The sequence below is a fragment of the Robiginitalea rubriflava genome, from assembly GCF_052540725.1.
This window is the reverse complement of record NZ_CP199309.1, coordinates 663,016-685,002: the sequence shown is the minus strand read 5'-3', so window position 1 is coordinate 685,002 and position 21,987 is coordinate 663,016. Positions and strand designations below refer to the sequence as shown.

The window sequence follows — 21,987 nt, the reverse complement described above, 5'->3', positions numbered from 1 at the left end:
ATTCGGACCGTGCGAAAACCGAATAAACCGAGGCTATAACTTATTTTCGCCTTTTTTAATTTCCATTGAGTTGCCTTGCATAATCATCAGCATCGTAGGTTCCGATTGATTTTTGTACAAGCCCTTGCTTATTTATTGTCCATTCCTCAAACCCACTGAATTCAACTTTATTCCCAGTCCCGTTCGGGCCTGAATTTGTTCCTTTATTGATCTTCAAAGTAATAATTACACTAATATTCCTGATCATTCTTTCCATTTGCGGAATCCTGGGAGATAATTTTTTTAAGCACCATCCCAATTTCCCAGTTCCGATGTATATCTGCGAAATTTTCCGCTCCGGGACCATCCGCCAGAAGGGGAACAACGGCTGCTGTATGATTTTTGGTTGACCATCTTATTTGCATATTGGGGTAACGATCAAAATCAGATACTGCAGAAAGGCCACCTGTTTCATGATCTGCAGTAAAAAGGACCAATGTTTCCCCGTTTGTTTTCGAAAAATCGAAAATAAGGGAAAGAGTTTTTTGAATCGATTTTAATCCGTTTAAAACTCTTTTCGAGTCATTTTCATGAGATGCCGCATCCATCTCTTCACTTTCCACCAGCAGCACAAAAGGATTATCTTGAGTTGACATGTAGCTTAAAGCCGTTTTGGTTAGATTAAAGAGGTTTGGCGATGATTGCATATCCTGAATTTCATCTTCCCTGAAAATAGCTGCGATAGGTTTTGAGCTGTTGCCACCGCCTGGAAGTTCTAGCGAGCGGTCAAGCATTATAAACCGCTTTCTTAAAATATCCAGGGATTCATTTTCTTCGGGTACATCTCCTTCACCCACATCTTCGAGTTCCCCAAAAAGCAAATCTAACTCACTTGTGGCAATCTGCTGGAGGATGCTTCTGGCATCATCTTCATTTCTAATGTGTGCCGAAAAGGCTGCAGGTGTGCCATCCCAGACGTAGGAGTCTGTCACAATTCCGGTATTATAATGCAGATCTGAGGCTAACTCAAATATGTTTTGAACCGGGTTTCCATCTTTATCCAATCCAATATGACCAAAATTCGTTGATGTTCCGGTAGCAATTGCCGTTGCAGAGGCTTCTGAGTCAGTAAGAGATCCGTAAGCGGATCTGGCGTCGTGCCAGCCTTTAACATCAAATTGCTGCCAAACCGAAACCTTTTTTTCCGACTGCTGGGTTTGCAGCGCTAAAGATAAATGACCAAACCCCATACCATCGGCTATAAAAATGATAATGTTTTTTGGTTTTTTTCCTTCGTTTGTAAAGTTTAATGGTCTCTTGGCATTGCTGGGTGAAAACTGAATATCAGAGGAAGGTATTGAAACAGAAATATTGAATAGATAAAATATTCCAATCAGCAATACCAGTAGTCCAGCTATTGTCAAAAGACTAATTTTCTTCCAATTTTTCATAATTAATCCCTGACGGTCCCGGCCATGATTCTGTTTTGATTGCAGTTAGCCAGGCGTTGGGTCTTCATCGCATTACGGAATAAATTTGCAACTGGCGCCGGCAGGTTGTTAAGGCGAAACTGCTGTAGCTAGTGTTTGGCCTGGTTGTCCTTTTAAAATTAGGATAAATTTTTAAAGGAAGGAATGGCCAACATAAATGATAGCTATTGTTGTGCTTTCGCACCGTTTTCTTTAGTAATTAAAAAGAGAATGAATACTCAATACTATTTTCTTTTTAGTCGCAGTAGGAAATTACGTTCCTTCACTATACTCTGTACAATAATTATGGCCAAAACAAGAAGCGAAACCAAACCGGAAACTAAAATATACATATAGAAAGCTTCGGAAAATTCCCGTTTAAAATAGGGCAATAATTTTAAGAATCCATAAAGGTATATTGCAAAACATATCGGTGTAATAATGTAGTTAACCTTTAACCTTAATTTGTAATGCTTTTTCAGGTATTTCTGGAATGAAATATTGTCCATGGTAACAAGCCGGCTTTCTTTTCGATAAAGCGAGACGAATTCTATAATAATGCGAAAAGTAAGGCTGGATATCATTAACAAAAGCCCGAGACTAAAGTTATTCCATTGGCTTCCGGTATAATAGGCAGCATAGATCACCAAAACTAAAACAGTTATTGACATAATTGCAATGGATGCAAATTGGCCGTTGCGTTGCTTTTTTGCTTTTCTGATAACCAACTCAGGATCCGAAAGTGGAGAATCCTTCTTTTGACTTTTCCATATCTGCGTAAGCTTATCATTTTTCATCTGTAATGCATTTTAAGAGTGCTTTTCTGATTCGGTTTAACCGCGTTCTGACTGCGCCGTGATTGATACCCAGGGTTTCTGCAATGGAGGCTTGGGGAATTTCCTCTAATTCCATTAAAATAAGGGTCTTATTGTTTTTGCTGAGTTGATTGATACAGTCGTACATTTTTGGGACTTTATCCTCCTGCTCCTCCTGATCGGGTTCCATTGTCATTTGCAGCATATTGTCCTTGATTGGAAACTGTTTAGTAGATTTTTTTAAATCGGCCAGGCAGGTGTTTACGGCTATTCTGTATATCCAGGTGCTTATGGAAGATTTCCCCTTAAATGATTTTCTGTGGTTCCAAACCTTTATAAAGGTATCCTGCTGCCATTCTTTGGCCAATTCCGGATTGCCTGAAGCGTAACCCAGGCATAATCTAAAGACCCTGGAAGCATGGTTATTATAAATAGCCGTAAACTCCTTTTCTATATCCATTTAGTTCAATGACAGGATTCTCTGAATTTGCTCCGTAAACCATTCTGGTTTATCGAACATCACAAAGTGAGCTGAATTCTCGGCAATTATCAAATCAAAGTGAGATAAATTGGCATATTGGCTTTGATAGGTTTGAGTAACCATTTCTTTTCCAAAGGGCTTCTCTGCTGCTATAATGGTTACGGGGATGGAAATATTTTTCAAGTCATCCCTCAAATCCAGTTTTAGATAATCGGTATATCCATAGACATAGGTTTTACGGTCTGCCATTATAATCCATTCCTCAATCTTTTTTTGAGCGTCCGGATTAAGGCTCATCCCTTGAGACATGCCTGTAGCCATTTGTTCGAATTCAGCCTGGTTCATGGCCAGCTGTTGATTGTTAAACGGGCTGTCATACGCCAGATTATCAGGGTTAAAATTTGGAATCATAATAGCGCCTGTGGCGGGCAGGGCATCTACCAGTACAATTTTCGATATTTTATTGTTTTCCCTGCTGGCAAGCCAGGTAGCCACGGTTCCGCCCAAGCTGTGTCCGATTACCGTTAAATCTGATAACTGTTTTTCCTCTATGTAGGCTTCAAGGGCGTTGTTAACTTTTGGGAGCCAGGGAAAATCGATTGGGTCTTTCCCTGCGAATCCCGCAATTGTAATGATATGACACTCGTGGTTTTCCTGTAGTTGCTCAACGGTGCTTTCCCAGATTTCGCCGGGAACAGTAAAGCCGGGGATGAGCAACACGGGTTTTCCCTTACCTGTTACTTCAACATGAATGGGCGGGTTTTCTTGTGCCTGAACTGCTACATAAAAAAAGAATGCTAAGAATAAAAAGAGGTTTTTCATGATTTCTGTATTTGATTTTAGCTTTAGATACAGAAATCAAAAAATGTTACATCTGTTTCATCGCATTCCTCAAGGGCATTTGGTTATTTGTTGATCTTAAAGCTTTTTAAAGTACACTGCAAAACAGTATTGACAATGATTATTGGCAGTCAGGCGGCAATGATTCAGATGGCCTGCAATTCACGGAGCGTTTGTGCGAATCAGAGGTGGGGGTAAAGGCGCTTATCTATTTTATTAGCCAGACCGACCTGCAATTAATTGTGGCGACTGGTTGTCTGGCCGATTGAGGCATAGATTAGATGCGATATTGACTACTGTTTTAGTTTGTGATTCCAACTGCTTTGTGCAGATACCTGTCGGATTCCAAATTCTCTAGCATAAAGTGGGCAACGCTGGCACGTGAGATCATTTTGGTCAGTACATAATGCCCAACCTTAATGCCATGACGATAACTCGTTCTTAATTTTCCATTGGTCAGTTGAGCAGGACGAACGATTGTCCAATCCAGATCACTTTCCATTATTCGTTTTTCTTGTTTCGATTTATCTAAAAAATAGAAAAAGAGAATTATAGGAATAGTGAAAAGAGTGTAATATAGCCCGAGCTTAAATCTACTGTCATTTATACCAAGAGAAGTGATGCAAATAAAACGTTTAACACCGTTTTTGTTCATAGCACTTATAATATTTTTTGTGCCCCTCGAAAGAATGGTTGTCTTTATAAAGAATCGTTTATGGCCTAAGGCAGATAGGGCGGCATCCTGTCCCTGAAATGAACTTTCTATGCTTTCTGGTAACAATACATCTCCTTTTACGATCCGTAAATTTGGGTTATTGATTTTTAACTTTTTAGGATTTCGGACAACAGCCGTTATTTGATGTCCCTGGGCGAGCCCTTGTTTAATCAATTCGCGACCCGTCTTGCCTGTTCCTCCGAATATCAAAAGCTTCATAGGGCTATGTTTTACCCGGGGAAATTCTCAAATTATATGTTGTTGCCAAATTTAAATTGCCTGAAGTGTCGATACTTGAGGATGAAATGAATTCGGATTGGGGATTGCAGCCGCAATTCACTAAACACCTTTTTAGCCTTGCTTTATTTCTTTGTCTAATAATTCAAGAATAAAATCAATCCTGTCGTTTGTAGGTTCAATCCATTCTTTTTGAGTGGATTGCGAAAAAGAGATAAATAGTAACAGTATATTTTGAAATTCTTTGGAATTAATTAAATCTAAGTTGCTCGAATTATTTTGGCTTTTTGATAGCCCAAAAAAGTTTTCAGATAATCCTGAATCATCCCACAATCTTTTTATATCCCCTTTTTTGCTAAACAAGTCCAATAAATTATACCATTCGTTGTGAAGATAGTTTAGATTAAGTTCCAATTCCGAATCCATAATGTCCCACTCAATTAACTGTTTTCTCAATTCCAGATTTGAAATATCTTTTAAACTCCCGGTACTTTTAATTTCATCCAGTAAGCCAATTTTAGTATTGAAACCAACAGTTCGAGCAAACGTTGCTATTAAGATTTTTGATAACTCAGGTTCATCTTCCGCCTTAATTCCATTTGCTGTTAGTTCAATTATTTCTTTAGCCGAGTTGTAAATATGAATGTTCATTTTAGATTGTTCCTCAAAGGTAATTTGGACCCGGGTAAACTCTTCTTTTAGCTGAATCAAATAGATCTGCTCTTTAGCTTTTATTATTTTATTTTCATTATTGTTATTAATATTTAATGCTATGAGTATTCCAATTACTACAAGAACAATTTCTCCTACAGCATATAATAAATATTTGCTTAATTTATTATCAGTCAGCATTTTATGTCTAATCTTACGGAAGAATTTTATCATTGCTTAGTGGTTGGTCCCGATAACTATCGGGACTGAAGATAACAGAATCGGCTATGCAAGGCTGCCCGCGCGGGTATTTTGCCTTAAAACGGCACACGGATTTAGAGCCAGACAGGCGCTGTATCTACCTGGGTTGAATACTGATTAATTAAAAGTAGGGATTTTCTTTTTGGGGAAAGGATGTTAAGGGCCTAGCCGATGTTGTAACACCTTATAGCCTTTACCAAATATCTATGGTTTCAATGAATTCTGCTTCACCTGAGACTTCAAGGGTAAGCCTGGAGGGAATAAAACTTCTTCCTTTATATTCAGGGTTTGCGTCAAAACTTAATTTTTTCCCGTCTAAGAGTAACTTCTCAACTATCCTGTCAAATCCTTCTTTGAATTCCTGGACAAATTCCGGAACGTAGAGCGTGTTAGCCGGGATATCTTCACCTCCAAACTCCAATGGCATCATATAAATTTTAGACAATTCACCTTTTTCATATAACGCAATCGCTTTTTCAATGCTATCTATATCACTAAAATCTGGTCCGTTTTCCACTTCCTGCGAAAATGAGTGTTGGGCAAATAATATAAGAAAGAAAGATAAGATTGCTTTTTTCATAAAGGATATTCTTTTTTAGCGAAGATTCGTATTAAGCAAAGAGAATAATTTTAATTTTTTTGATTTCCCTTATTAATCCTAAAGGGCAAAGTTAAGAACTTGGTAAATATTTATAAAGAAGAAAAAACCTGGAGTATAAAACTTCCTGCCTATGTTTTAAACACCTTGTTGGAGGTTCACTTTTTTTAATGACTGCCAAGGTCATGTGAATGGAGTGTGTCCCGGGAGGAATGCCTTTATAGTTATTGTTGAGGTATTGGGTTTATTTTTTTCTTTTCTCAAATTCTTCTCTAATCAGTTTTTCCAAATCGTCATATTTTATTTTCAGCGAGTTTGAAACTATGGATAATGGCGAGCCGTACATTTTATGATTAGCTTTCAATGCTCTTTTCGAAATGCCATTTTTTGCTCGATTGATGTATTTGTCAGGTTTATCAGTCTCAAGCATTAAAATTTTTGTTGAAGCCACCTGAATTGTTCCAATATCACTAATGTCATCCCATTCTATAAGTCCTACGCTTGTTGAATTGGAGTTATCGGTTATTCCCTTTTGGTCAATTATAAGTCCAGCTTTTTGGTCAAATAGTTTTTTCGCGATAAAAATCAGACATAGTCCAAAAAATCCAACTGCTACTATTCCTGCAATCCTTATCGTTTCTGGATTTCGGAAAAGGGGACTTCTAAATGGTTCAGGGTTCATTGCGAGTAGTGTTCCCAGTACTACAAAAGCGATTGCCCCGCTTAAGAGAAGAAGAATTTTGGTCTTACTTAATTGAATTTCAATTTTTTCTTCCATCCTTGGCTGTAGTTTTTCCTTTTAATATTACTTGCGCTGTTTCGGTATTATATAGTAAAAGGCCTTCTTTGTCTTTTTCCAGTTTTCCTGAGATTTCCCCTTTTTCGTTCCAAACGGCACTTTGTCCGGCACATAGTAAATTGTCGCATAATCCAATGTGATTCGCCATTATTACGGGCACTGAATATTTTTTCGCTATTTGGGGATAGTGTGCGAAGGCCTTTTCAATTCCGTTTTGAGATTTGGCAACGCTTGCCAAATAAATGGCGGCACCCAGTTTTATGGCATTTTCAGAATGCTCCTTCTGAAGGGACTCATAGCAAATAGCAGGCGCAACATTTATGTTTTTAACCGTCAAAATCAGTTGCCCCTCCGCTTCCACAAAATATGGGAGTTCATCCGGGTGCAACCTTTGTTTTGAATATTTTTTTCGGTCCTGGCCAGTTTGGAATATTGCCATGCTTATCAGAATCCCAGAATCTGACCGGGCAGGTATCCCAAGTCCGATTGTAATGTTATTCAGGTCACTTAATTTTTGGAAATCGTCCAATCTCGGATCGTTTAGGTCTATTGCCAGTTTAGCAGCCAATTCTGGTTCATAACCTGTAAGAGATAATTCCGGAAAGACAATTAAGTCTGCCTTTTCCATAATCGCAAGTTCAATCCAGGTTTTATGGATTTCAATATTCTTCTGAATATTTCCTTTACTTGTTTCTATTTGTGCTACGCCTATTTTCATCCATTTTCTCAAATTGCCACTAAAGGGCCCGGCTGCTTGAAAGGTATACCAGAGCGGGTTTGTTTGGTATACTCTAATGTAGGAAAATTTGTCCAAGCCCTGGCCGGCTAAGGGCTATAGGCGTTTTTGTAAAGCGCATTAAAAGTTCAAGTTGAGAAGCCCCCTTAATCATAGTATTCATATTCTGATTCAAAAATATTTGGGCCCTCCGCCTGTATAAGATTCTCTCGTTGGGTCTTTTTAGCCTGATTTTTTCCAAAGTCAAAGTCTTCAGGTAAATAGTATTCAGTATTTACGTAGTAGTTTAAGTTTCCTCGTTCATCAAATTTTCGTTCACTTAAGAAGCTTTTCTTATAAGGAAACTTATCTGTCATACTAGGAAATATGCCTCCGATTAATCCTTTTTTATCATGAAGTTCATATGATATGGGCTTGTCAATATTTGGGGGATAGAAAACCCAGAGCGTATCATTTCGCTTCAGTTTGCATTGCAGCAATGTGGTGTCTCGATAAAAACAAGTTTTATCACCAATTTTTTTCTCATAACTTTTTGCATTGATCCAGACCGTGTCTTTAGGATACAACAGGAAATTAATTGAATATGTCTGATTGCCATTTTTGTCAAATCCGATTTCAAAATCAAATTCGATTTCACCTTTTCTAATTTCGCGGGTTAGAGGGTCTGTTATAGCAGAATAATGTCTTGTGCGCTGTTTTTTGATCTTAGCTTGATCGCTGTTGTATTGTTGGCAGGTGCTCAAATTCAACAATATTAAGAGTAAGAATAAAAATTTCATAACAATAGGTGCCTTTTTTGCAACGGTCTTGTATATGGCCAGTGCCGCTGTTGGCAACACCTGGGAAGACTAAAACTAATTAGACCAAAAGGTAATTAATTTTGGGAAAGGGCAGAGGCATTGGCAATAATCCTTGGTGTTTTTAGATTTGTTTCATTAAGATGATCACTAAATAAACAAGAGGTATCCCGAACAACAAACCGATTAGAAAAGGGGACAAATAACTCTCCAGTTCAGGATAAAACCCCAGTCCGTTTAGAATAGATGTCAGTGTCAGAGAAAAGCAGGTAAAGCTTATGGCAGTGCCTAAAACCCTTAACATCTGTGATGCCATTTTATAGTTGTATTCGACATTTTCGGGCTTAATTCTAATGGGGTAGTTAAAAACCCATGGATACTGACTGAGCTTGGTAATGATAAGGACAATAATGCCCAGAATTATGGGTAATTCCCACAATACGCTTTTGTTACCATAACCATGGGAATCCTTCTGGGGTGTGTTGAAATGGATAGGCAGATCCTCCGGAAGGTGATTGTAATACATTAGAATAATCAGGGCTGAACTCAGTATTAATACAAGGCTCAGAATCTCTAATACCCTGTCAAATTTATTTTTCTTAATCTTTATTTTGGGGTGGCTCATTTTTTAAATTACGTACACGGTCTCGTATAACCCTCAGTCAGGGGCTTTTAGGGGATAATTTTTGTTATTCAAGCTATAATAGGATAAAATGGTTTCACCTTTTTTATAATTGCCTGTGTATTGAAGCCCAAGTTTATGCAATAAGTTGATTGACTTTATATTGTCAGGCAGTGTAATTGCAATTATATTGTCGTAGCGGTTTAAGCTTTTTATCCTTTCAAGATAAGATTTGCTTGCTTCAAAAGCATAGCCCTTTTTTTCAAACTCAGGCAAAAGGGCAAATCCTATATCGGGAAATATTTCATCTTCTCTTTTCAGAAATGTAATTATTCCAATGGCTTTTCGGGATGTTTTTAATTCAAAAATATTGTAATAAAACTCTTTATTGTCAAGTATCCTTTGAATGTAATTTTCAGCATCTTTTTTGTTCGAAACGTTTCTGTCTCCAATAAATGCTAACCAGCCTTTAGAATTCAACAAATCAATTATAAAATCAGCATCTTCTAAAGTGATCGGTCTTAATTTTAACCTCTTTGTTTCAAAGTTTATATACACCTTAATTTACATATTGTTGGCTCCTTGGTATCGTCTCGGCTTTAAGTATTTGCCTGGTTTAGTGATTAATTGCCAGTATACGCCAAACGGAGAATAAGCAATTACTTATAGCCTTGTTGGCTTTATATTATTCTTACAGGTAAAATTTAAGTCTTATAAAGAGTGTGTTTGCCCTCTTTAGTGATTTTTCTTACGCGCGTTTTATTTCTCCTGGAGAATTCCATTATCCAATGTGTTCCATCGGGTGCCATTAATCCTCCGCAAGGAGACCAAAATGTATTCGATTCGAAAATGACAGTCATTTTTCCATTAGGGCTAATTTTCTTTACATGACCTGCTCCATAAACGGCTACGAATAAATTCTTTTTCTTATCCGACCACATTCCAAATACATAGTGACGGTCAGCCACGCCTCCGAAAGACATTTTTTCCTCCTTTAGATTATCTGCTATTATGGTTACATCTCCGGCAGGGGTCACTTTTTTAATGGTCAAATGATCAACTACATAAAGGTTGCTGTCATGTTTTGAAAAATACATCCAGCGTATATCTTCGAATTTTTCATCAGTAACATAGCAGTTCTGCCCGCTTAACGTTTGCTTTATCAAAACATCATGCCCATCAGATTTTTCTACCCAATAGGTGTTATTTTCAAGATCTCTAACCAATGTATTGTTGTCGAGAAACCCTTCAACATCTGGTATGGTTTTTTCAAATACACCGTCATTGCTTAAACGCCATACATAATTGCCCCACTTATCCGTAGCTTCTCCTTCATACCATTCATGTTCTCCATATAGATTATCCTCTGGGTCTATATAAAGTTCATGTGTATGAATATTCCTGACCGCAATAGACTGTTTGCCATTTTTTGATATTTTCCATACATGATTCAAGTCTGTGTAGAATACATTACCCTTACTATCCATAACAATTCCAATACCCGGATGCGCCTCAAGGGTAGTTAAGCTGCAGATAAAACATAAAAAAAATGCGAATAGCTTAAACATTGTTCGGTGCAGATTTATTTTTCTTAAGGTGTTCGATCACGGCCTTTTTCACCTCATTATAATTTGTCTGAATTAACCAATGGCCGCCATCTAAATCCAGGAAGGTATAATCACCTTTCATATACTTATGGTTGTTTTCAGCAGCTACCTTCCCAATAGCCAAATCTTTTTTACCCCAAATAAATAATGTTGGCCGGGTTATTTCCCCAACAGCTTGTCTATTTCTTTTGCCCAGGTTTGCCCTGTAATAATTCAGAGCAGCGGTTAAAGTATATTTTCTCCTGAAAACGGAAAGGTAGTTATTCAGTTCTTCTTTCGAACTGTGTTTCCATAACCTCCTGAATTTTTTAAAATCGTTTTTCCGTAACATGATTTCAGGAATAACAGGAACCAAAAATTGTCCTATATAACGACTCTTTTTTCTTTGTTCCTTATCGGATTTAATTGCTTTTGCAAAGCCTCTGGGGTGGGGAACCGATAAGGCTGTCCAGCTTATGATTTTTTCAGGGTTTTGAAAGACAATATTCCAGCCTATACCAGCACCCCAGTCGTGACCTATAAGATGAAATTTATCGGCATGCATGGCAGCGGCAATGTTTAAAATATCGCCGCTCAATTTTTGAACGGTATAGTTATGAACGCCTTTGGGACAAGCATCCTTGCTATAACCGCGCATATCCGGGGCTACGCAATAATAGCCTAATGGAGATAGTTCTTCCATCAGATTTATCCACATGTACGAAGTTTCTGGAAACCCATGAAGTAAGATTACCAGTTCGTTTTCTTCCTTACCCGAAACCCTGCAGTCAAATTCAAACTCGTCAATTCTTATTTTGCGGATTTGCATGATCTATGAATGTTGCACCTAACGGCCCCCGGCTATACAAGGTCTATCTGGCGGCTGTTTTGGCTTTAGTTTCTTGCTTCAATTTCTTAAAGAATGATACCAGTGCTTTTATCATTACACTAGCGTTTATGTTCCGGACTATCCATCCCAGTGGTACAGCCCGCTTTCCATTCGTCTGGAAGGTTGCCATACGCGGGCACGCCACCCTGGTCTTTTAGCATTCGCGCCAAGTGCAAACAATTCCATACCAGGAAAGTGGTGTTCCTATTGGTAAAATCATTTTCCGGACCTCCAGAGCCCTCATCCATATAAGATGGTCCAGGTCCTGCTTCACCCATCCAGCCGGCATCCGCCTGTGGGGGTACGGTATAGCCAATATGAGAAAGCGAAAATAAGATGTTCATTGCACAGTGCTTTACTCCATCTTCATTCCCCGTGATGAGGGTAGCCCCAACTTTTCCGTAATCCCTGTATTGCCCTTTTTGATTAAATTGATGTGTATATCCATACATGCGTTCTAAGGTTCGGTTACATACTGATGACTTCTCTCCTAACCAAACCGAAGTACATAAAATTAAAATATCACAGGCATCCACTTCTTTTTGAATTATTGGCCAATCGTCCTTATCCCATTCAGGAGTCTTGGACATATCAAGGCCTAATCCTGCAGGAATATCGTAATCCACAGGTCTAATTATTTTGGTTGAAGCACCAACCGACTCAAAAATCATCTGAGCCTTTTTAATCAAACCTTCTGTATGCGATTGTACCGGCGTTCGATTCAATGTGCAATTAAGAAACAGCACTTTAAGGTCATCATATTTTGCAGGTGGATTTTTGCAATGCTTTTCAGTTATACTCTTAAGTTGTTCGCTCATTTTTTTGCTTTTATATTGTTTATATAAATTTTATTGCGGGCAACGAATCATATAACCCTCAGTTACCGATTAAATTAGCAATTAAAAGTGGATTAGGACGCCGTCGAATCGACCATTGCCAGCGCAGCGAACAATACAACAAATTGTGGTTACAGAAGGCTAGCCTTTAGCTATTTCCTTATTAATCAATTCAACTACTTTTTTGTTCAGGTCTTTCATTCTCTTATACTCATCGATAATTAAGGAATTCGTAAATACTGATAAGACAAATCCATTCTTAAATACTTTATCACTTATCAGGCTATCAATTTCTTCTTTTGAAAGGGGAGTATTATCAAATTCCCCGTTGTTAGCATAGAAAACAAAACTTTGGGCAAAGGGGTCTAAATCAACAGTTTTAAACCAGGGATCATAGAAATAATGCTCCATATCGTTTCTCAGATGTTCCCGATCGGATATTATTTTTTTGTGAATTAAATCTAAGTTCAGGAGCCCATTTTTTATTGAATCATTTGAAATTATGGTAAGGTTGCCTGAATTTAACAGCTCCAGGAATGTGTTGTTATTTCTCTGAAACTCCTGCCATATACCCACGTTGAACGTATGGAAATTAAACATATGTAAATTTTCCACTGGCTTGCCATTGAAGTGTTCAAGTACAATTTGAGCAGAGCTCACTATACTTTCTCTTATTCCGATATAGCTTTCAAGCTCGCTTTCTTCAAAAATTAAGTCACTCTTCAGGTTTTTCAGGAACTGAACTTCCTTGGCCCTTTGTTTATTCGATTCGTTGGAATTATTGATTTGTAATGCAATCAGAATACCGATTACAACAAGAATGATTTCACCAATTGCGTAAAACAAATATTTACTGAACTTATTTTCAGTGAGTAGATTTTGTCTGATTCTTCTGAAAAACTTTATCATTTCTTTTGTTTTTTAAGGCCAGCGCACCTTCTGGCTACACACTTATCCGTTCTGCCCTTTGAAAAATTTAATCATTGGTTATTGGATTCCATGCCTTCCAAATAATTCAGGACTGTTTCTTTTATTTGGGCAGAATTGTCTGGCGTTTGTGCCAAAGCAGGGCTATTTTGAATTAATAGCAAAACAGCAAAGAAATAAAGAGGGGTCATTATTTTTTTCATATTGAAATAATTTAATGATTGCCTACTCTATTCAGTTTTTAGCTTCCCTGTGTTCAGTTGCACTCAATTAATTATAAGTGTTTGGTTTGTCAGCAGTCTTGCCAGCGGCTGGTATAAGAATAGCATGGCGGTTATAAGCCATTCTATTTGGATGAAGCTAATGTCGTTTTTTTAATTGTCTTTTCTTTTTTAATTAATCCAAATGTTCAAAATTTGGCAACGGGCAAATTCACACAGACACTTCCATTTAGCAATTTTGCCATGTTTTTCGTACGTAGCCAGCTGCGGGCTTTGTTCATTTTGCTGGTAAATATTTATCTAAAAAATCATAAACGAAATTGAAATTTTCTAAAGGGGCAATGTGTCCACCCTCTAGTTTTACATGCTGGTAATAATACTTAAAATTTTTATTTTTTAATCTTTGAATTAATTGGTCAGACATTTCTGATGCTGGCCATTGGCCGTCATTTTTCCCTGATAGTATTAATATGGCCCCATTAATGTTTTCGACTTCAATTTCTGCTTTCTTTGAAGCTTCTTTATCTTCAAGCATCATTTTGTGAGCTGCTAACAAATCTCCTTTTAATGCAGGACCGATTGTTTTAAAAGGTGCAGGCACATAAGGAACCTCTTTATCTTTATAAGTCCAAGAAGAAGTGTTTGCAGACCAAGTAATTGCAGGGAAGCTAACGTTTGATGTTGACATTGCAATAACTGCCTTGAAATGGTCAAACCTACTAGCTAAATTCAAGACTAATTCGCCACCACGTGAACCTCCGATAAGTGCAATTTTAGACTCATCAATTTTTGGATTTTTAGCAATGTTCATTATCGTGTCTGAAATTGCGTCCAGTGAAATTCTGTCGAGATTTCTTGGCGTTCCTTCTGCGTTGAAATACCCAATCGCCAAAATCGCATAGCCTTTTTGAATTAGACTATCCCTTTTACTTTTCATGTGGTTTCTGTGCCAGTCAATGCCACCTTCTGCGCCTCCAAAAGCTACAATCAGAGGCTGATTGTCAGAATCTCCCAGGTACAAAAGCGTTTCGACAACTCCGTGTTTTTTTGATAGACCTGGCACATAAGTAAAGATGTAAACTAGCCCAGAAATGAGAGCGAGAGCGATAATGAATAGTAGTCTTTTGGTTTTTGGCTTCATTATGTGTTTTAATTCAGACTTAAAGCTACTGATTAGAATAATCAGAACTTTTGACTTAAATCAAATAATTACTTTTGAGCCCTAACCCTGCTTAAGGTTTCTTGAGTTATCCCTAAATACGAAGCAACCATTCCCAATGGGATACGATGATAAATATTAGAGTAGGTTTTCTGAAAATGAAGATATCTTTCTTTTGCTGATGTAAACCTCATAGAGGTTATACGTTCCAAAAAATGACCAAAAACAGTTCCCATAGACAGGCGTGCATAACGTTCCATTTCCGGAAAATTGTCAAAAAGATAGACAAGGTCTTTTGCCGTTATAAAATAGGCCTCTGTATTTTCTATGGCGTCAATATAATATATGTCTTTTTCTCTTTGCATAAAACTCCGAGGTGAGTTGACCCATTCATTACTTCCGCTAAAATATTCACTGACTTCTTTTCCGTCTTTAATAAAGTAAGTTCTAAGAATTCCTTTTTTGATAAAATAACTTTTTGTACAAATTTGGTCTGCATCTAATACCAGGTCTCCCTTGCGAAACGCTATCGGTTTTATTCGTTTTGTCAGTTCAGAGTTCAAATTTTCAGAAAGTCTGATAAACTTTTCAAAATGAGCGAATATATTTTCTGTTGTTTCGATGTAGTTCAATTTATGTGCGAGCGTTTCTTGAGCTTGCAACTAACGGATAGCATATAAGTCGTTTCCAGCAGCATATAGTGTAAATACATTATCAGGCTCAATTTTTTTCCATTTCATTTAAAACGGATTGTGCAATACTTTCAGCTTCTTCTACTATTCCATCTCCATTAGTGTTTGCCGAAATACATACAACCAGTTTCTTTTTTGGGTAAATTACCAACGCATTTCTTCCACCTCTGCTACGCCCGCTATGCCATGCATAATATCGTCCTTTCGCATCTGTATCATACTGCAATCCGAATCCATAATTGGTCTTGTCTCCGTTGTTGAGCCTCATTGATGTCATAACCATATTCAAGGACTCCTGGTTTAATACCTTACCCTGATGTACGGCCAGATTGAACAATACGACGTCTTTAGAAGAGGCCGAGAAGCCTCCGCCTCCAAATTTGCAAGTGTTGTTAGCATATCTGGCATTATACATTGTACCTTTCCAATATTCATAAGGCTTAGCAGTTAAATTATCAATTTCATCTGCGTTATCGAGGGTGATATTTAATTTTAATGGCTTGAAAAACGATTCTTCCAGATACTCCATAAATGGCTGGCCTGACACTTTTTCAATAACCGCACTCAACAGCACATAGCCAAATGAGGTGTAGGAATACGCCTCGCCTGGTTTAAATTCCAACGGATCATTCTGAAAGGAGATAATAGACTCAAAGGGAGTGATGCAAACACTATTCGATACTTTTTGCCACTCCTCATCTTTATAGGCACGGATTCCGGCAATATGCCCAATAAGTTGTCTGGATGTTATCATATGAAGATTTTCGTCAAGAAATGGGATATATTCAATTATTTTCTTGTCAAGATCAAGCAAGCCATCCTCGTGTAATTTTGCTGCGGCAATTGCTGTAATATGTTTTGACAAGCTGTAGATTCTGAACTTATGATAATCTTGAGTAGGCACTTTTAATTCTCTATCAGCTAATCCATATCCTTTTGAAAACAGAATGGAATCAGCAAGCCCAATGGTTATTGATGTCCCAACTATGTCTTCTCTTGCCGTAATTTCACTTAAAACCTTATCCGTGAAGACTAAAGATTCATCAAATGATTTTTGTGCATTTAAAAAGGTTGCTTGAAGTACAAATGGGATTAGCAGTAAAAAATATCTCATTCTATATTTTATTAAGCCTAACGGCCCCCGGCTATGCAAGATCACTCGGGCAGGTATTTTGCCTTAAAACGGCTCATGGCAAAACAGCCAGGCAGGAGTTGCTGTTACCTCTGGCAATTATTGGTTAATTAAATTTAGGGATTTTCTTTTTGTGAGAAGGAAGCAATGGGGTATAGCCAATGTTGGGCTCAGAATTTATTTTTAATTTCTTCGTTCCCCATAAGACTTGCAATTCCACTTCCCAGATAACCTAAGGTAATTTTGTGATGCTCCTCATCATACGATTTTACGCAGTCGGTCGCTATTATAACCTTTATGTCTCTTTGATATGCATCTATTGCCGCCATTCTAACGCAAGCATGGGTATTTATTCCGCAGATAATCAGCTGTTCGATATTTGCCCGACTTAGGATTTCATCAAGTTTGGTTTTGTAAAAAGCGCTATAACGCTTCTTTACAATTTCATAATCATTCTCGTGTATGATCAGTTCATTGAGGATTTGCGAACCTTCTGTTTTCTCAATGGTTTTGGATATGTTTTTTTCTCTCATAATCAGAAAAGCATCACTCAGGTCTTTCTTAAATTCTTGTCTAACCCAAATAACATCAAAACCTATTTCTCTGCCCAGGCCTGTTAACTCATTTATTTTATCACATAATATCTTTCTATGATCAGCCAACTTCCCATCCTGGAAGTAGTCATTCAGCATATCTATGATTAATATCGCAGTTTTCACTTTTTATTGAGCCTAACGCTTGCAGCTATGGCCAGGCGCCACTATAGACAGATCAAGCCGGTTTTGATTAATAAACCCTAATGTAGGAAAATTTACAAAGCCCGGGCAGGCGATGGGCTATAGCCATTTTTAGGCGTCGTTATTATTCTCAAACTTCTGAAGTTCATAAAATTCATCCTTCTTCACTTCCCTCTCCGCTAGGATTTCATAATTATCTTGAAGTCCAGGCCGGATCTTTGCAGAATTCCCAGAATATTCACTCAGGCGCCGTGCGGCAGCTCCAGAAATTTGGCGATTTCCCTTATGCCATTTGAAAATCATTCGCCATTGCTTGTTTATACGGATACTATAAAAGCACATGAGGTTTCCACTCAGTTTTTCAAGTGGGTTGGAAGGTGTATTCTGGAGTCAGAATTTTTCTTCATAGAAACCCAGTACCAACCCATTTGGTTCCCGTACATAGAAACTTCTATGGCCCCATGGTTGATCAATTATCTCTTGTTTGAAAGGAACATCCCTTGCTTTATATGTATTAAATAGTTCGTCTATATTCCAAACCTGGATACCGGTAAAAACACCTTGCGGCATGCGATAGTCCAAAGCAGGATACTTATTTTCAGAATCTTTGGGCCTTTGTAGTATTTCAATCAACCCTTCACCAATCCTAAAAAGAGCGCCTTTATCATCTTCATTTCTATCCCAGGAATGTTCTAAACTAAAATCTAAGCTGATCTTGTAAAAGTCAAAAGTTTCATTATACTTATCGGTAAAATATGTGAAACGAAAAGTACCTGCATTGTCTTTCATTCTATCTAATCTATTTGTTCTCAGAGATTATACTCAAGGTTCTGGTAAAAAATTAATAGCGCCTTAAAAACCTAGCACATTCAAACAGCCATCAACTTACTGAATTGCTTTGACCTCAGTATAACCCTGATGCAGCTATTGCTTATACACCGCGTTGGCGCCAGTAATCTTTCTATTCTTGTGGTTTTAGTTTTTCTATAACCTCTGAGCTTACCCAAAATATGTCTACATTCTCATAATTATCTGAGCCCATATTCCTGTTAAAGAATAGATATTTTCCATCTGGTGTTACACTTGCAGAAGCTTCCCAAGCACTGGTGTTTATTTTATCTCCTAAATTAATAGGATTGCCCCATGAACCATTTTGTTGACGAAAACTAATATAAATGTCAGAATCGCCGTAACCGCCTTCTCTTTCACTATCAAATAGTAAGTAAGATTCATCGGGTGCTATAAAAGGATGAAAGCTTTTTCCAGTATTGATCTTTTCACTGAGTAATTTTGGTTCTTCATATTTACCATCTATTAATCTTGAATAGCGAATATCGCCTGTAAAATCCTGTTTGAATTCATCAAAATAATAAGTCCCTTTTGAAGAAGCTGTAAGACGCATGATTAGTAAACTATCGAAAGGCGCGTCTAGTTTTTTTATTTCAGACCAGTCTCCATTTTTCAGACGTTCCTTATATCTCCTGCCCAGATGCATTGTCTTGCCATCTGGAGAAATAAAAGGCTGTCCCTGGCGAGAAGAGATGACTGTCTCATTCCATTTATCCCCCACATTTTTGTAGACAACAAATTCTTGTTGCTCAGTTCCTTCAACTTGTCTGAGGAAATAAAATTCTTTCATATCAGGACTAAAGACTCCACTGTACTCCCAACCTCCTGTTGAAACCAGATCAGATGCGAAAGGTTCAGGTGTTAAACCAGGAGGTTCTTGGTCAAGATAAAGTCTTTCTTCGGCGGAAGAATTATTTTCTTTTGTCTTTGATTTCTCGGTTTTGCAAGCACTTAATAAGAGTATAAATGCCAATACTGAGAATTTAATACTGCTATTTCTCATGGTTCAATTTGTTTTTAATTACCGGCAACGGTCAGTATATGAAACGTAGCAACCCAAAGAAGCTATGACTTCATATACATTGTTGAGTCGTGTTTTTCACCTTTCACTTTCAGTTCCGGATAGAAAAACTTTCTGACACCAATGAAAACAAAAACCATGACTGTATAAACTAAAAAGAAAGGCAGAATAATGGCTTTCAAGCCTAATACAAGCATAGCTGCAATAATGAGCAGTTGGAAACCCAAACCAAAGGTAGAAACACAAGTCATCAACCAATTGGGCAATACTGCTCCTTTATCTGCATTACTATCTAAGGCATAAATGGTTTTATCAAAAGCACTATATAACAGTTTATACAAGCCAAAAAGGATATTCACATGCTTTTGGTTTTCGCCATCTAATGCTTTTGGAGTTTTGTTTTCAAACACACGACTGGTAGTATCGCCATCAAATTTATTTCTTAAAATGACATAGTAGTAATTATAAAGCGTGCCTTGTAATTGCAAGCCAATGAATGCCGCAATGCAAGTCCAAATGGTAGTATTGGTAATATACCAGATAGAAATAAAAAATAAAGCATTCAATAGAATGTCTGCTACAGAATCCAAATAACGACCTGTATACGATGGTTTTTGTTTTACGCGAGCCAATTCACCATCTGCAGCATCTAAAATTGACTTAAAAATCAGAAAGAATGCAGCCAGCCAATAATACCCCTGTATAATACAATAAATGGCAATTAGGCCAGATATTATAAATCCAATAGTAAGGTGTACAGGAGTTATAGCAGTATTCTTTAATGAGTTCGCGATAACTTTGGCTATGGGTCTTCCATAGTCTGAAAGATCAACAAATTTATTCTCTTTGGGTAATTTGGACATGTAATAGTATTGCAAACCGTAGTGTGGAAGATACCAGGAATAGCATAAAGATAAAATTAAATTATGGCTTGCCTATTGGTTTTAAGAAGTAATTATGTTGGATAAGGAGGGTTCTATTTTGATGTTTATCAGATGAGGCAATGTTAAGTCAAATGGAACACAACTGTCTGATGTGCGGTCTGCGCGGTGGCAAACACGTTGTGCCGTGATTCACCAATATTTTTGATACCGTGTTCGTGATTGGAGCGCGCTTTTAAGTGCGAACTGCTCGGGAATACAAAAATTTATTATTCTGAAAGTTAGTGATTTTTTGTGCTAGCCCGCAGCGTGAGCTATTCACGTTGTTGGCAATAGTACCAGTTGAAAAGGAATATGTTAAATGTTGTTATTAAGGTGTATTACCAGTGTTTTTATTGTTGTAAATCAGGACAATTGCAGCAGCAAGAACAATCAATGAAATAATAAACAACCAGAATTTTTTAGCACTGAAATCCACACCGAAGTCATAATTCAAAATGATAAGGATCATTGCTATTGCAATAAGAACAGGAGAGGGGTTTTTTTGAAACATTGATTATCTTGATTGGTTTGTTGTTCTAATTAATGCCATCGGCCCTGGCTATGGCCCGACGGGACCGGAAATTCCAAAAAACAAATTACAAATTCCATAGTGATTTCTTGGAATTTGGAATTTGAGATTTATGACGCGCCAGCCGAATCGATGGTTATAGCCGTTGTGGTGTGCTGCCCTTTTTATTAGCGTATCTAGTGTTCAATTTCATGGGTGTCACGAACACTGCTAAATGTCAAGTCCAATAGTTTCCAGTCATTATCTTGCTTTTGATATATTTCTGTGACTGTAAATTCATTGGAAACTTCATTACCACGAACCACTGCTATAAGAGTTCTCCGATTCCAGAGAATTGCTGTATTGCCAATTATTTCAACGGCAACATCATGAACATCGGCATTTTTGTACCAAATATTTCCAGTTTCAATAATCTCAAGCTCTCTCTTTTTTCCATGTTCCACTCATGTGAACATATTTGGATTTAGCGTCAAAGAGATTAGCAAGTTCTTCCACATTTTTATCTGCCATCCATTGCCATTTTTCTTTAGAGAGATTAATAATTTCTTGTTAAGTAGCAGGTTCTTGAGAGAAGGACAGGTTAACTGGCGCAATTATTAAAGTAAATACCATAATTAGATTTTTCATGATAAAAATATTTTATGAATTTAAATTTGATGCTGGTTTTACATGTGCGCCTTGTTATCCTCTGGTTACTTTTGTTCAAGTTTTCTCAATTCATATTCAAGAGATTCCAATAATTTGTCTCCATGTTGTTTCGCGTCTTTTAAAGGGGATCTAACATACCAGTATAACTGGTTCTTTTGGCTTCTTAAAAAATACAGATACTCTTTGTCATTTTTCAATGCCTCATAATCGTTTGGAATCATCAACCTTCCGCCACTAAATTCTTTATCTGGGTCATTCCAGCTATTGTTCCAAAGCGCATTGAATCGGGAAGGAAAAATATTCTTACTGGCATCTTCAATTATATCGGCATACCGATTAATAAAAACATCAAATCTTCTTTTTGCAAACGAATAATATGAGATGATATCTTTTTTCAAAGTATCATTCGAAATGATATTCAGGTCAGTGGAGGTAAGGGTGGCAAAAACTTCCTGGTCAAGCCTGGGCATCCAAAGGGCAGTTGAATTCATGAAATAACCATTGATGGAATCATGATGCGGCAAATCTTTTTCTATATGACGAAGGATAACATTAATATAGTCATTTCTTAAATCAAAATCCTTAATATACCCAATCACCCTCGTTGTGTCCGCTTCAATACTTGACTTGAAAACTTGTAACAACTTAATTTCCTCTGCTTTCAATTTTTGATTTTCATTCCAGTTATTGATTTGTAAGGCTATTAAAATCCCGATAACCACAAGCAAGATTTCACCAATGGCATAAAGTAAATACTTGCTAAAGCGATTTTCCCTCAGCAATCGTTGGCGAATTTTACGGAAGAACTTTATCATTAATTATTTTTTAATTCTTGAAG

25 protein-coding genes and 1 pseudogene are annotated in these 21,987 nt (G+C 37.3%); all 26 read right to left on the bottom strand.

The annotated features are described in order from the left end of the window. Positions 1 to 230: 230 nt before the first annotated feature. Positions 231 to 1,430, bottom strand: a complete 1,200-nt coding sequence (locus ACT6NU_RS03150) for an alkaline phosphatase (protein ID WP_445383007.1) — start codon at positions 1,428 to 1,430, stop codon at positions 231 to 233. 804 nt (positions 1,431 to 2,234) lie between these two features. After that, positions 2,235 to 2,723 (bottom strand): RNA polymerase sigma factor, encoded by a 489-nt coding sequence (locus tag ACT6NU_RS03145; protein ID WP_445383006.1) that lies wholly within the window; start codon positions 2,721 to 2,723, stop codon positions 2,235 to 2,237. After that, positions 2,724 to 3,566, bottom strand: coding sequence for an alpha/beta fold hydrolase (locus tag ACT6NU_RS03140; protein WP_445383005.1), 843 nt, complete (start codon positions 3,564 to 3,566; stop codon positions 2,724 to 2,726). Positions 3,567 to 3,885: 319 nt separating this feature from the next. Further along, a complete protein-coding gene (locus tag ACT6NU_RS03135) occupies positions 3,886 to 4,518 on the bottom strand; it encodes an NAD(P)-dependent oxidoreductase (RefSeq protein ID WP_445383004.1) in 633 nt (210 codons plus the stop codon). Positions 4,519 to 4,650: 132 nt separating this feature from the next. After that, complete coding sequence (locus tag ACT6NU_RS03130; protein WP_445383003.1) at positions 4,651 to 5,421, bottom strand: hypothetical protein; 771 nt, start codon at positions 5,419 to 5,421, stop codon at positions 4,651 to 4,653. Positions 5,422 to 5,641: 220 nt separating this feature from the next. Then, on the bottom strand, positions 5,642 to 6,028 hold the full coding sequence (locus ACT6NU_RS03125; RefSeq protein WP_445383002.1) for a hypothetical protein: 387 nt from the start codon (positions 6,026 to 6,028) through the stop codon (positions 5,642 to 5,644). A gap of 262 nt (positions 6,029 to 6,290) precedes the next feature. Further along, entirely contained in the window at positions 6,291 to 6,824 is a 534-nt protein-coding gene (locus ACT6NU_RS03120; RefSeq protein ID WP_445383001.1) for an STM3941 family protein, read from the bottom strand. After that, positions 6,808 to 7,563 (bottom strand): carbon-nitrogen hydrolase family protein, encoded by a 756-nt coding sequence (locus ACT6NU_RS03115; RefSeq protein WP_445383000.1) that lies wholly within the window; start codon positions 7,561 to 7,563, stop codon positions 6,808 to 6,810. Before ACT6NU_RS03115 ends, ACT6NU_RS03120 begins: the two co-directional genes overlap by 17 nt. A 164-nt stretch (positions 7,564 to 7,727) precedes the next feature. Then, the gene (locus tag ACT6NU_RS03110) at positions 7,728 to 8,360 is read right to left on the bottom strand and encodes a hypothetical protein (protein WP_445382999.1); all 633 of its coding nucleotides are present in this window, start codon (positions 8,358 to 8,360) and stop codon (positions 7,728 to 7,730) included. 142 nt (positions 8,361 to 8,502) lie between these two features. Next, the gene (locus ACT6NU_RS03105; RefSeq protein ID WP_445382998.1) at positions 8,503 to 9,003 is read right to left on the bottom strand and encodes a hypothetical protein; all 501 of its coding nucleotides are present in this window, start codon (positions 9,001 to 9,003) and stop codon (positions 8,503 to 8,505) included. 33 nt (positions 9,004 to 9,036) lie between these two features. Further along, positions 9,037 to 9,558, bottom strand: a complete 522-nt coding sequence (locus ACT6NU_RS03100; RefSeq protein ID WP_445382997.1) for a GNAT family N-acetyltransferase — start codon at positions 9,556 to 9,558, stop codon at positions 9,037 to 9,039. Between the two features lie 146 nt (positions 9,559 to 9,704). Continuing rightward, on the bottom strand, positions 9,705 to 10,568 hold the full coding sequence (locus ACT6NU_RS03095) for a hypothetical protein (RefSeq protein WP_445382996.1): 864 nt from the start codon (positions 10,566 to 10,568) through the stop codon (positions 9,705 to 9,707). Further along, entirely contained in the window at positions 10,561 to 11,415 is an 855-nt protein-coding gene (locus ACT6NU_RS03090) for an alpha/beta fold hydrolase (RefSeq protein WP_445382995.1), read from the bottom strand. Before ACT6NU_RS03090 ends, ACT6NU_RS03095 begins: the two co-directional genes overlap by 8 nt. A 119-nt stretch (positions 11,416 to 11,534) precedes the next feature. After that, positions 11,535 to 12,293, bottom strand: a complete 759-nt coding sequence (locus tag ACT6NU_RS03085; RefSeq protein ID WP_445382994.1) for a flavodoxin family protein — start codon at positions 12,291 to 12,293, stop codon at positions 11,535 to 11,537. Positions 12,294 to 12,452: 159 nt separating this feature from the next. Then, the gene (locus ACT6NU_RS03080) at positions 12,453 to 13,220 is read right to left on the bottom strand and encodes a DUF6090 family protein (protein WP_445382993.1); all 768 of its coding nucleotides are present in this window, start codon (positions 13,218 to 13,220) and stop codon (positions 12,453 to 12,455) included. A 71-nt stretch (positions 13,221 to 13,291) separates the two neighbouring features. Then, on the bottom strand, positions 13,292 to 13,441 hold the full coding sequence (locus ACT6NU_RS03075) for a hypothetical protein (protein WP_445382992.1): 150 nt from the start codon (positions 13,439 to 13,441) through the stop codon (positions 13,292 to 13,294). 295 nt (positions 13,442 to 13,736) lie between these two features. Beyond that, positions 13,737 to 14,600 carry an acyl-CoA thioester hydrolase/BAAT C-terminal domain-containing protein gene (locus tag ACT6NU_RS03070; RefSeq protein WP_445382991.1) on the bottom strand — a complete coding sequence of 288 codons (864 nt, stop codon included), beginning with the start codon at positions 14,598 to 14,600 and terminating at the stop codon, positions 13,737 to 13,739. A gap of 68 nt (positions 14,601 to 14,668) precedes the next feature. Continuing rightward, a complete protein-coding gene (locus ACT6NU_RS03065) occupies positions 14,669 to 15,280 on the bottom strand; it encodes a Crp/Fnr family transcriptional regulator (RefSeq protein WP_445382990.1) in 612 nt (203 codons plus the stop codon). A 58-nt stretch (positions 15,281 to 15,338) separates the two neighbouring features. Next, positions 15,339 to 16,424, bottom strand: coding sequence for a serine hydrolase domain-containing protein (locus ACT6NU_RS03060; RefSeq protein ID WP_445382989.1), 1,086 nt, complete (start codon positions 16,422 to 16,424; stop codon positions 15,339 to 15,341). 188 nt (positions 16,425 to 16,612) lie between these two features. Then, positions 16,613 to 17,161: a cysteine hydrolase family protein gene (locus tag ACT6NU_RS03055; RefSeq protein ID WP_445382988.1), complete on the bottom strand. Its 549-nt coding sequence runs from the start codon at positions 17,159 to 17,161 to the stop codon at positions 16,613 to 16,615. A gap of 129 nt (positions 17,162 to 17,290) precedes the next feature. After that, positions 17,291 to 17,554 (bottom strand): annotated as a pseudogene (locus ACT6NU_RS03050) (type II toxin-antitoxin system RelE/ParE family toxin); the annotation flags it as partial. Positions 17,555 to 17,569: 15 nt separating this feature from the next. Continuing rightward, a complete protein-coding gene (locus ACT6NU_RS03045; protein WP_445382987.1) occupies positions 17,570 to 17,968 on the bottom strand; it encodes a VOC family protein in 399 nt (132 codons plus the stop codon). 172 nt (positions 17,969 to 18,140) lie between these two features. Further along, entirely contained in the window at positions 18,141 to 19,031 is an 891-nt protein-coding gene (locus ACT6NU_RS03040) for a hypothetical protein (RefSeq protein WP_445382986.1), read from the bottom strand. Between the two features lie 62 nt (positions 19,032 to 19,093). Continuing rightward, entirely contained in the window at positions 19,094 to 19,912 is an 819-nt protein-coding gene (locus ACT6NU_RS03035; RefSeq protein ID WP_445382985.1) for a CDP-alcohol phosphatidyltransferase family protein, read from the bottom strand. A 765-nt stretch (positions 19,913 to 20,677) separates the two neighbouring features. Beyond that, entirely contained in the window at positions 20,678 to 20,944 is a 267-nt protein-coding gene (locus ACT6NU_RS03030; RefSeq protein WP_445382984.1) for a nuclear transport factor 2 family protein, read from the bottom strand. Positions 20,945 to 21,193: 249 nt separating this feature from the next. After that, the gene (locus ACT6NU_RS03025; RefSeq protein ID WP_445382983.1) at positions 21,194 to 21,964 is read right to left on the bottom strand and encodes a DUF6090 family protein; all 771 of its coding nucleotides are present in this window, start codon (positions 21,962 to 21,964) and stop codon (positions 21,194 to 21,196) included. Between the last annotated feature and the right edge of the window lie 23 nt (positions 21,965 to 21,987).

Bases quoted from the DNA above. Each gene is read 5' to 3' on its own strand.
- ACT6NU_RS03150 (WP_445383007.1), bottom strand. From the start codon at position 1,430: ATGAAAAATTGGAAGAAAATTAGTCTTTTGACAATAGCTGGACTACTG.
- ACT6NU_RS03145 (WP_445383006.1), bottom strand. From the start codon at position 2,723: ATGGATATAGAAAAGGAGTTTACGGCTATTTATAATAACCATGCTTCC.
- ACT6NU_RS03140 (WP_445383005.1), bottom strand. From the start codon at position 3,566: ATGAAAAACCTCTTTTTATTCTTAGCATTCTTTTTTTATGTAGCAGTT.
- ACT6NU_RS03135 (WP_445383004.1), bottom strand. From the start codon at position 4,518: ATGAAGCTTTTGATATTCGGAGGAACAGGCAAGACGGGTCGCGAATTG.
- ACT6NU_RS03130 (WP_445383003.1), bottom strand. From the start codon at position 5,421: ATGATAAAATTCTTCCGTAAGATTAGACATAAAATGCTGACTGATAAT.
- ACT6NU_RS03125 (WP_445383002.1), bottom strand. From the start codon at position 6,028: ATGAAAAAAGCAATCTTATCTTTCTTTCTTATATTATTTGCCCAACAC.
- ACT6NU_RS03120 (WP_445383001.1), bottom strand. From the start codon at position 6,824: ATGGAAGAAAAAATTGAAATTCAATTAAGTAAGACCAAAATTCTTCTT.
- ACT6NU_RS03115 (WP_445383000.1), bottom strand. From the start codon at position 7,563: ATGAAAATAGGCGTAGCACAAATAGAAACAAGTAAAGGAAATATTCAG.
- ACT6NU_RS03110 (WP_445382999.1), bottom strand. From the start codon at position 8,360: ATGAAATTTTTATTCTTACTCTTAATATTGTTGAATTTGAGCACCTGC.
- ACT6NU_RS03105 (WP_445382998.1), bottom strand. From the start codon at position 9,003: ATGAGCCACCCCAAAATAAAGATTAAGAAAAATAAATTTGACAGGGTA.
- ACT6NU_RS03095 (WP_445382996.1), bottom strand. From the start codon at position 10,568: ATGTTTAAGCTATTCGCATTTTTTTTATGTTTTATCTGCAGCTTAACT.
- ACT6NU_RS03090 (WP_445382995.1), bottom strand. From the start codon at position 11,415: ATGCAAATCCGCAAAATAAGAATTGACGAGTTTGAATTTGACTGCAGG.
- ACT6NU_RS03085 (WP_445382994.1), bottom strand. From the start codon at position 12,293: ATGAGCGAACAACTTAAGAGTATAACTGAAAAGCATTGCAAAAATCCA.
- ACT6NU_RS03080 (WP_445382993.1), bottom strand. From the start codon at position 13,220: ATGATAAAGTTTTTCAGAAGAATCAGACAAAATCTACTCACTGAAAAT.
- ACT6NU_RS03075 (WP_445382992.1), bottom strand. From the start codon at position 13,441: ATGAAAAAAATAATGACCCCTCTTTATTTCTTTGCTGTTTTGCTATTA.
- ACT6NU_RS03070 (WP_445382991.1), bottom strand. From the start codon at position 14,600: ATGAAGCCAAAAACCAAAAGACTACTATTCATTATCGCTCTCGCTCTC.
- ACT6NU_RS03060 (WP_445382989.1), bottom strand. From the start codon at position 16,424: ATGAGATATTTTTTACTGCTAATCCCATTTGTACTTCAAGCAACCTTT.
- ACT6NU_RS03045 (WP_445382987.1), bottom strand. From the start codon at position 17,968: ATGAAAGACAATGCAGGTACTTTTCGTTTCACATATTTTACCGATAAG.
- ACT6NU_RS03040 (WP_445382986.1), bottom strand. From the start codon at position 19,031: ATGAGAAATAGCAGTATTAAATTCTCAGTATTGGCATTTATACTCTTA.
- ACT6NU_RS03035 (WP_445382985.1), bottom strand. From the start codon at position 19,912: ATGTCCAAATTACCCAAAGAGAATAAATTTGTTGATCTTTCAGACTAT.
- ACT6NU_RS03025 (WP_445382983.1), bottom strand. From the start codon at position 21,964: ATGATAAAGTTCTTCCGTAAAATTCGCCAACGATTGCTGAGGGAAAAT.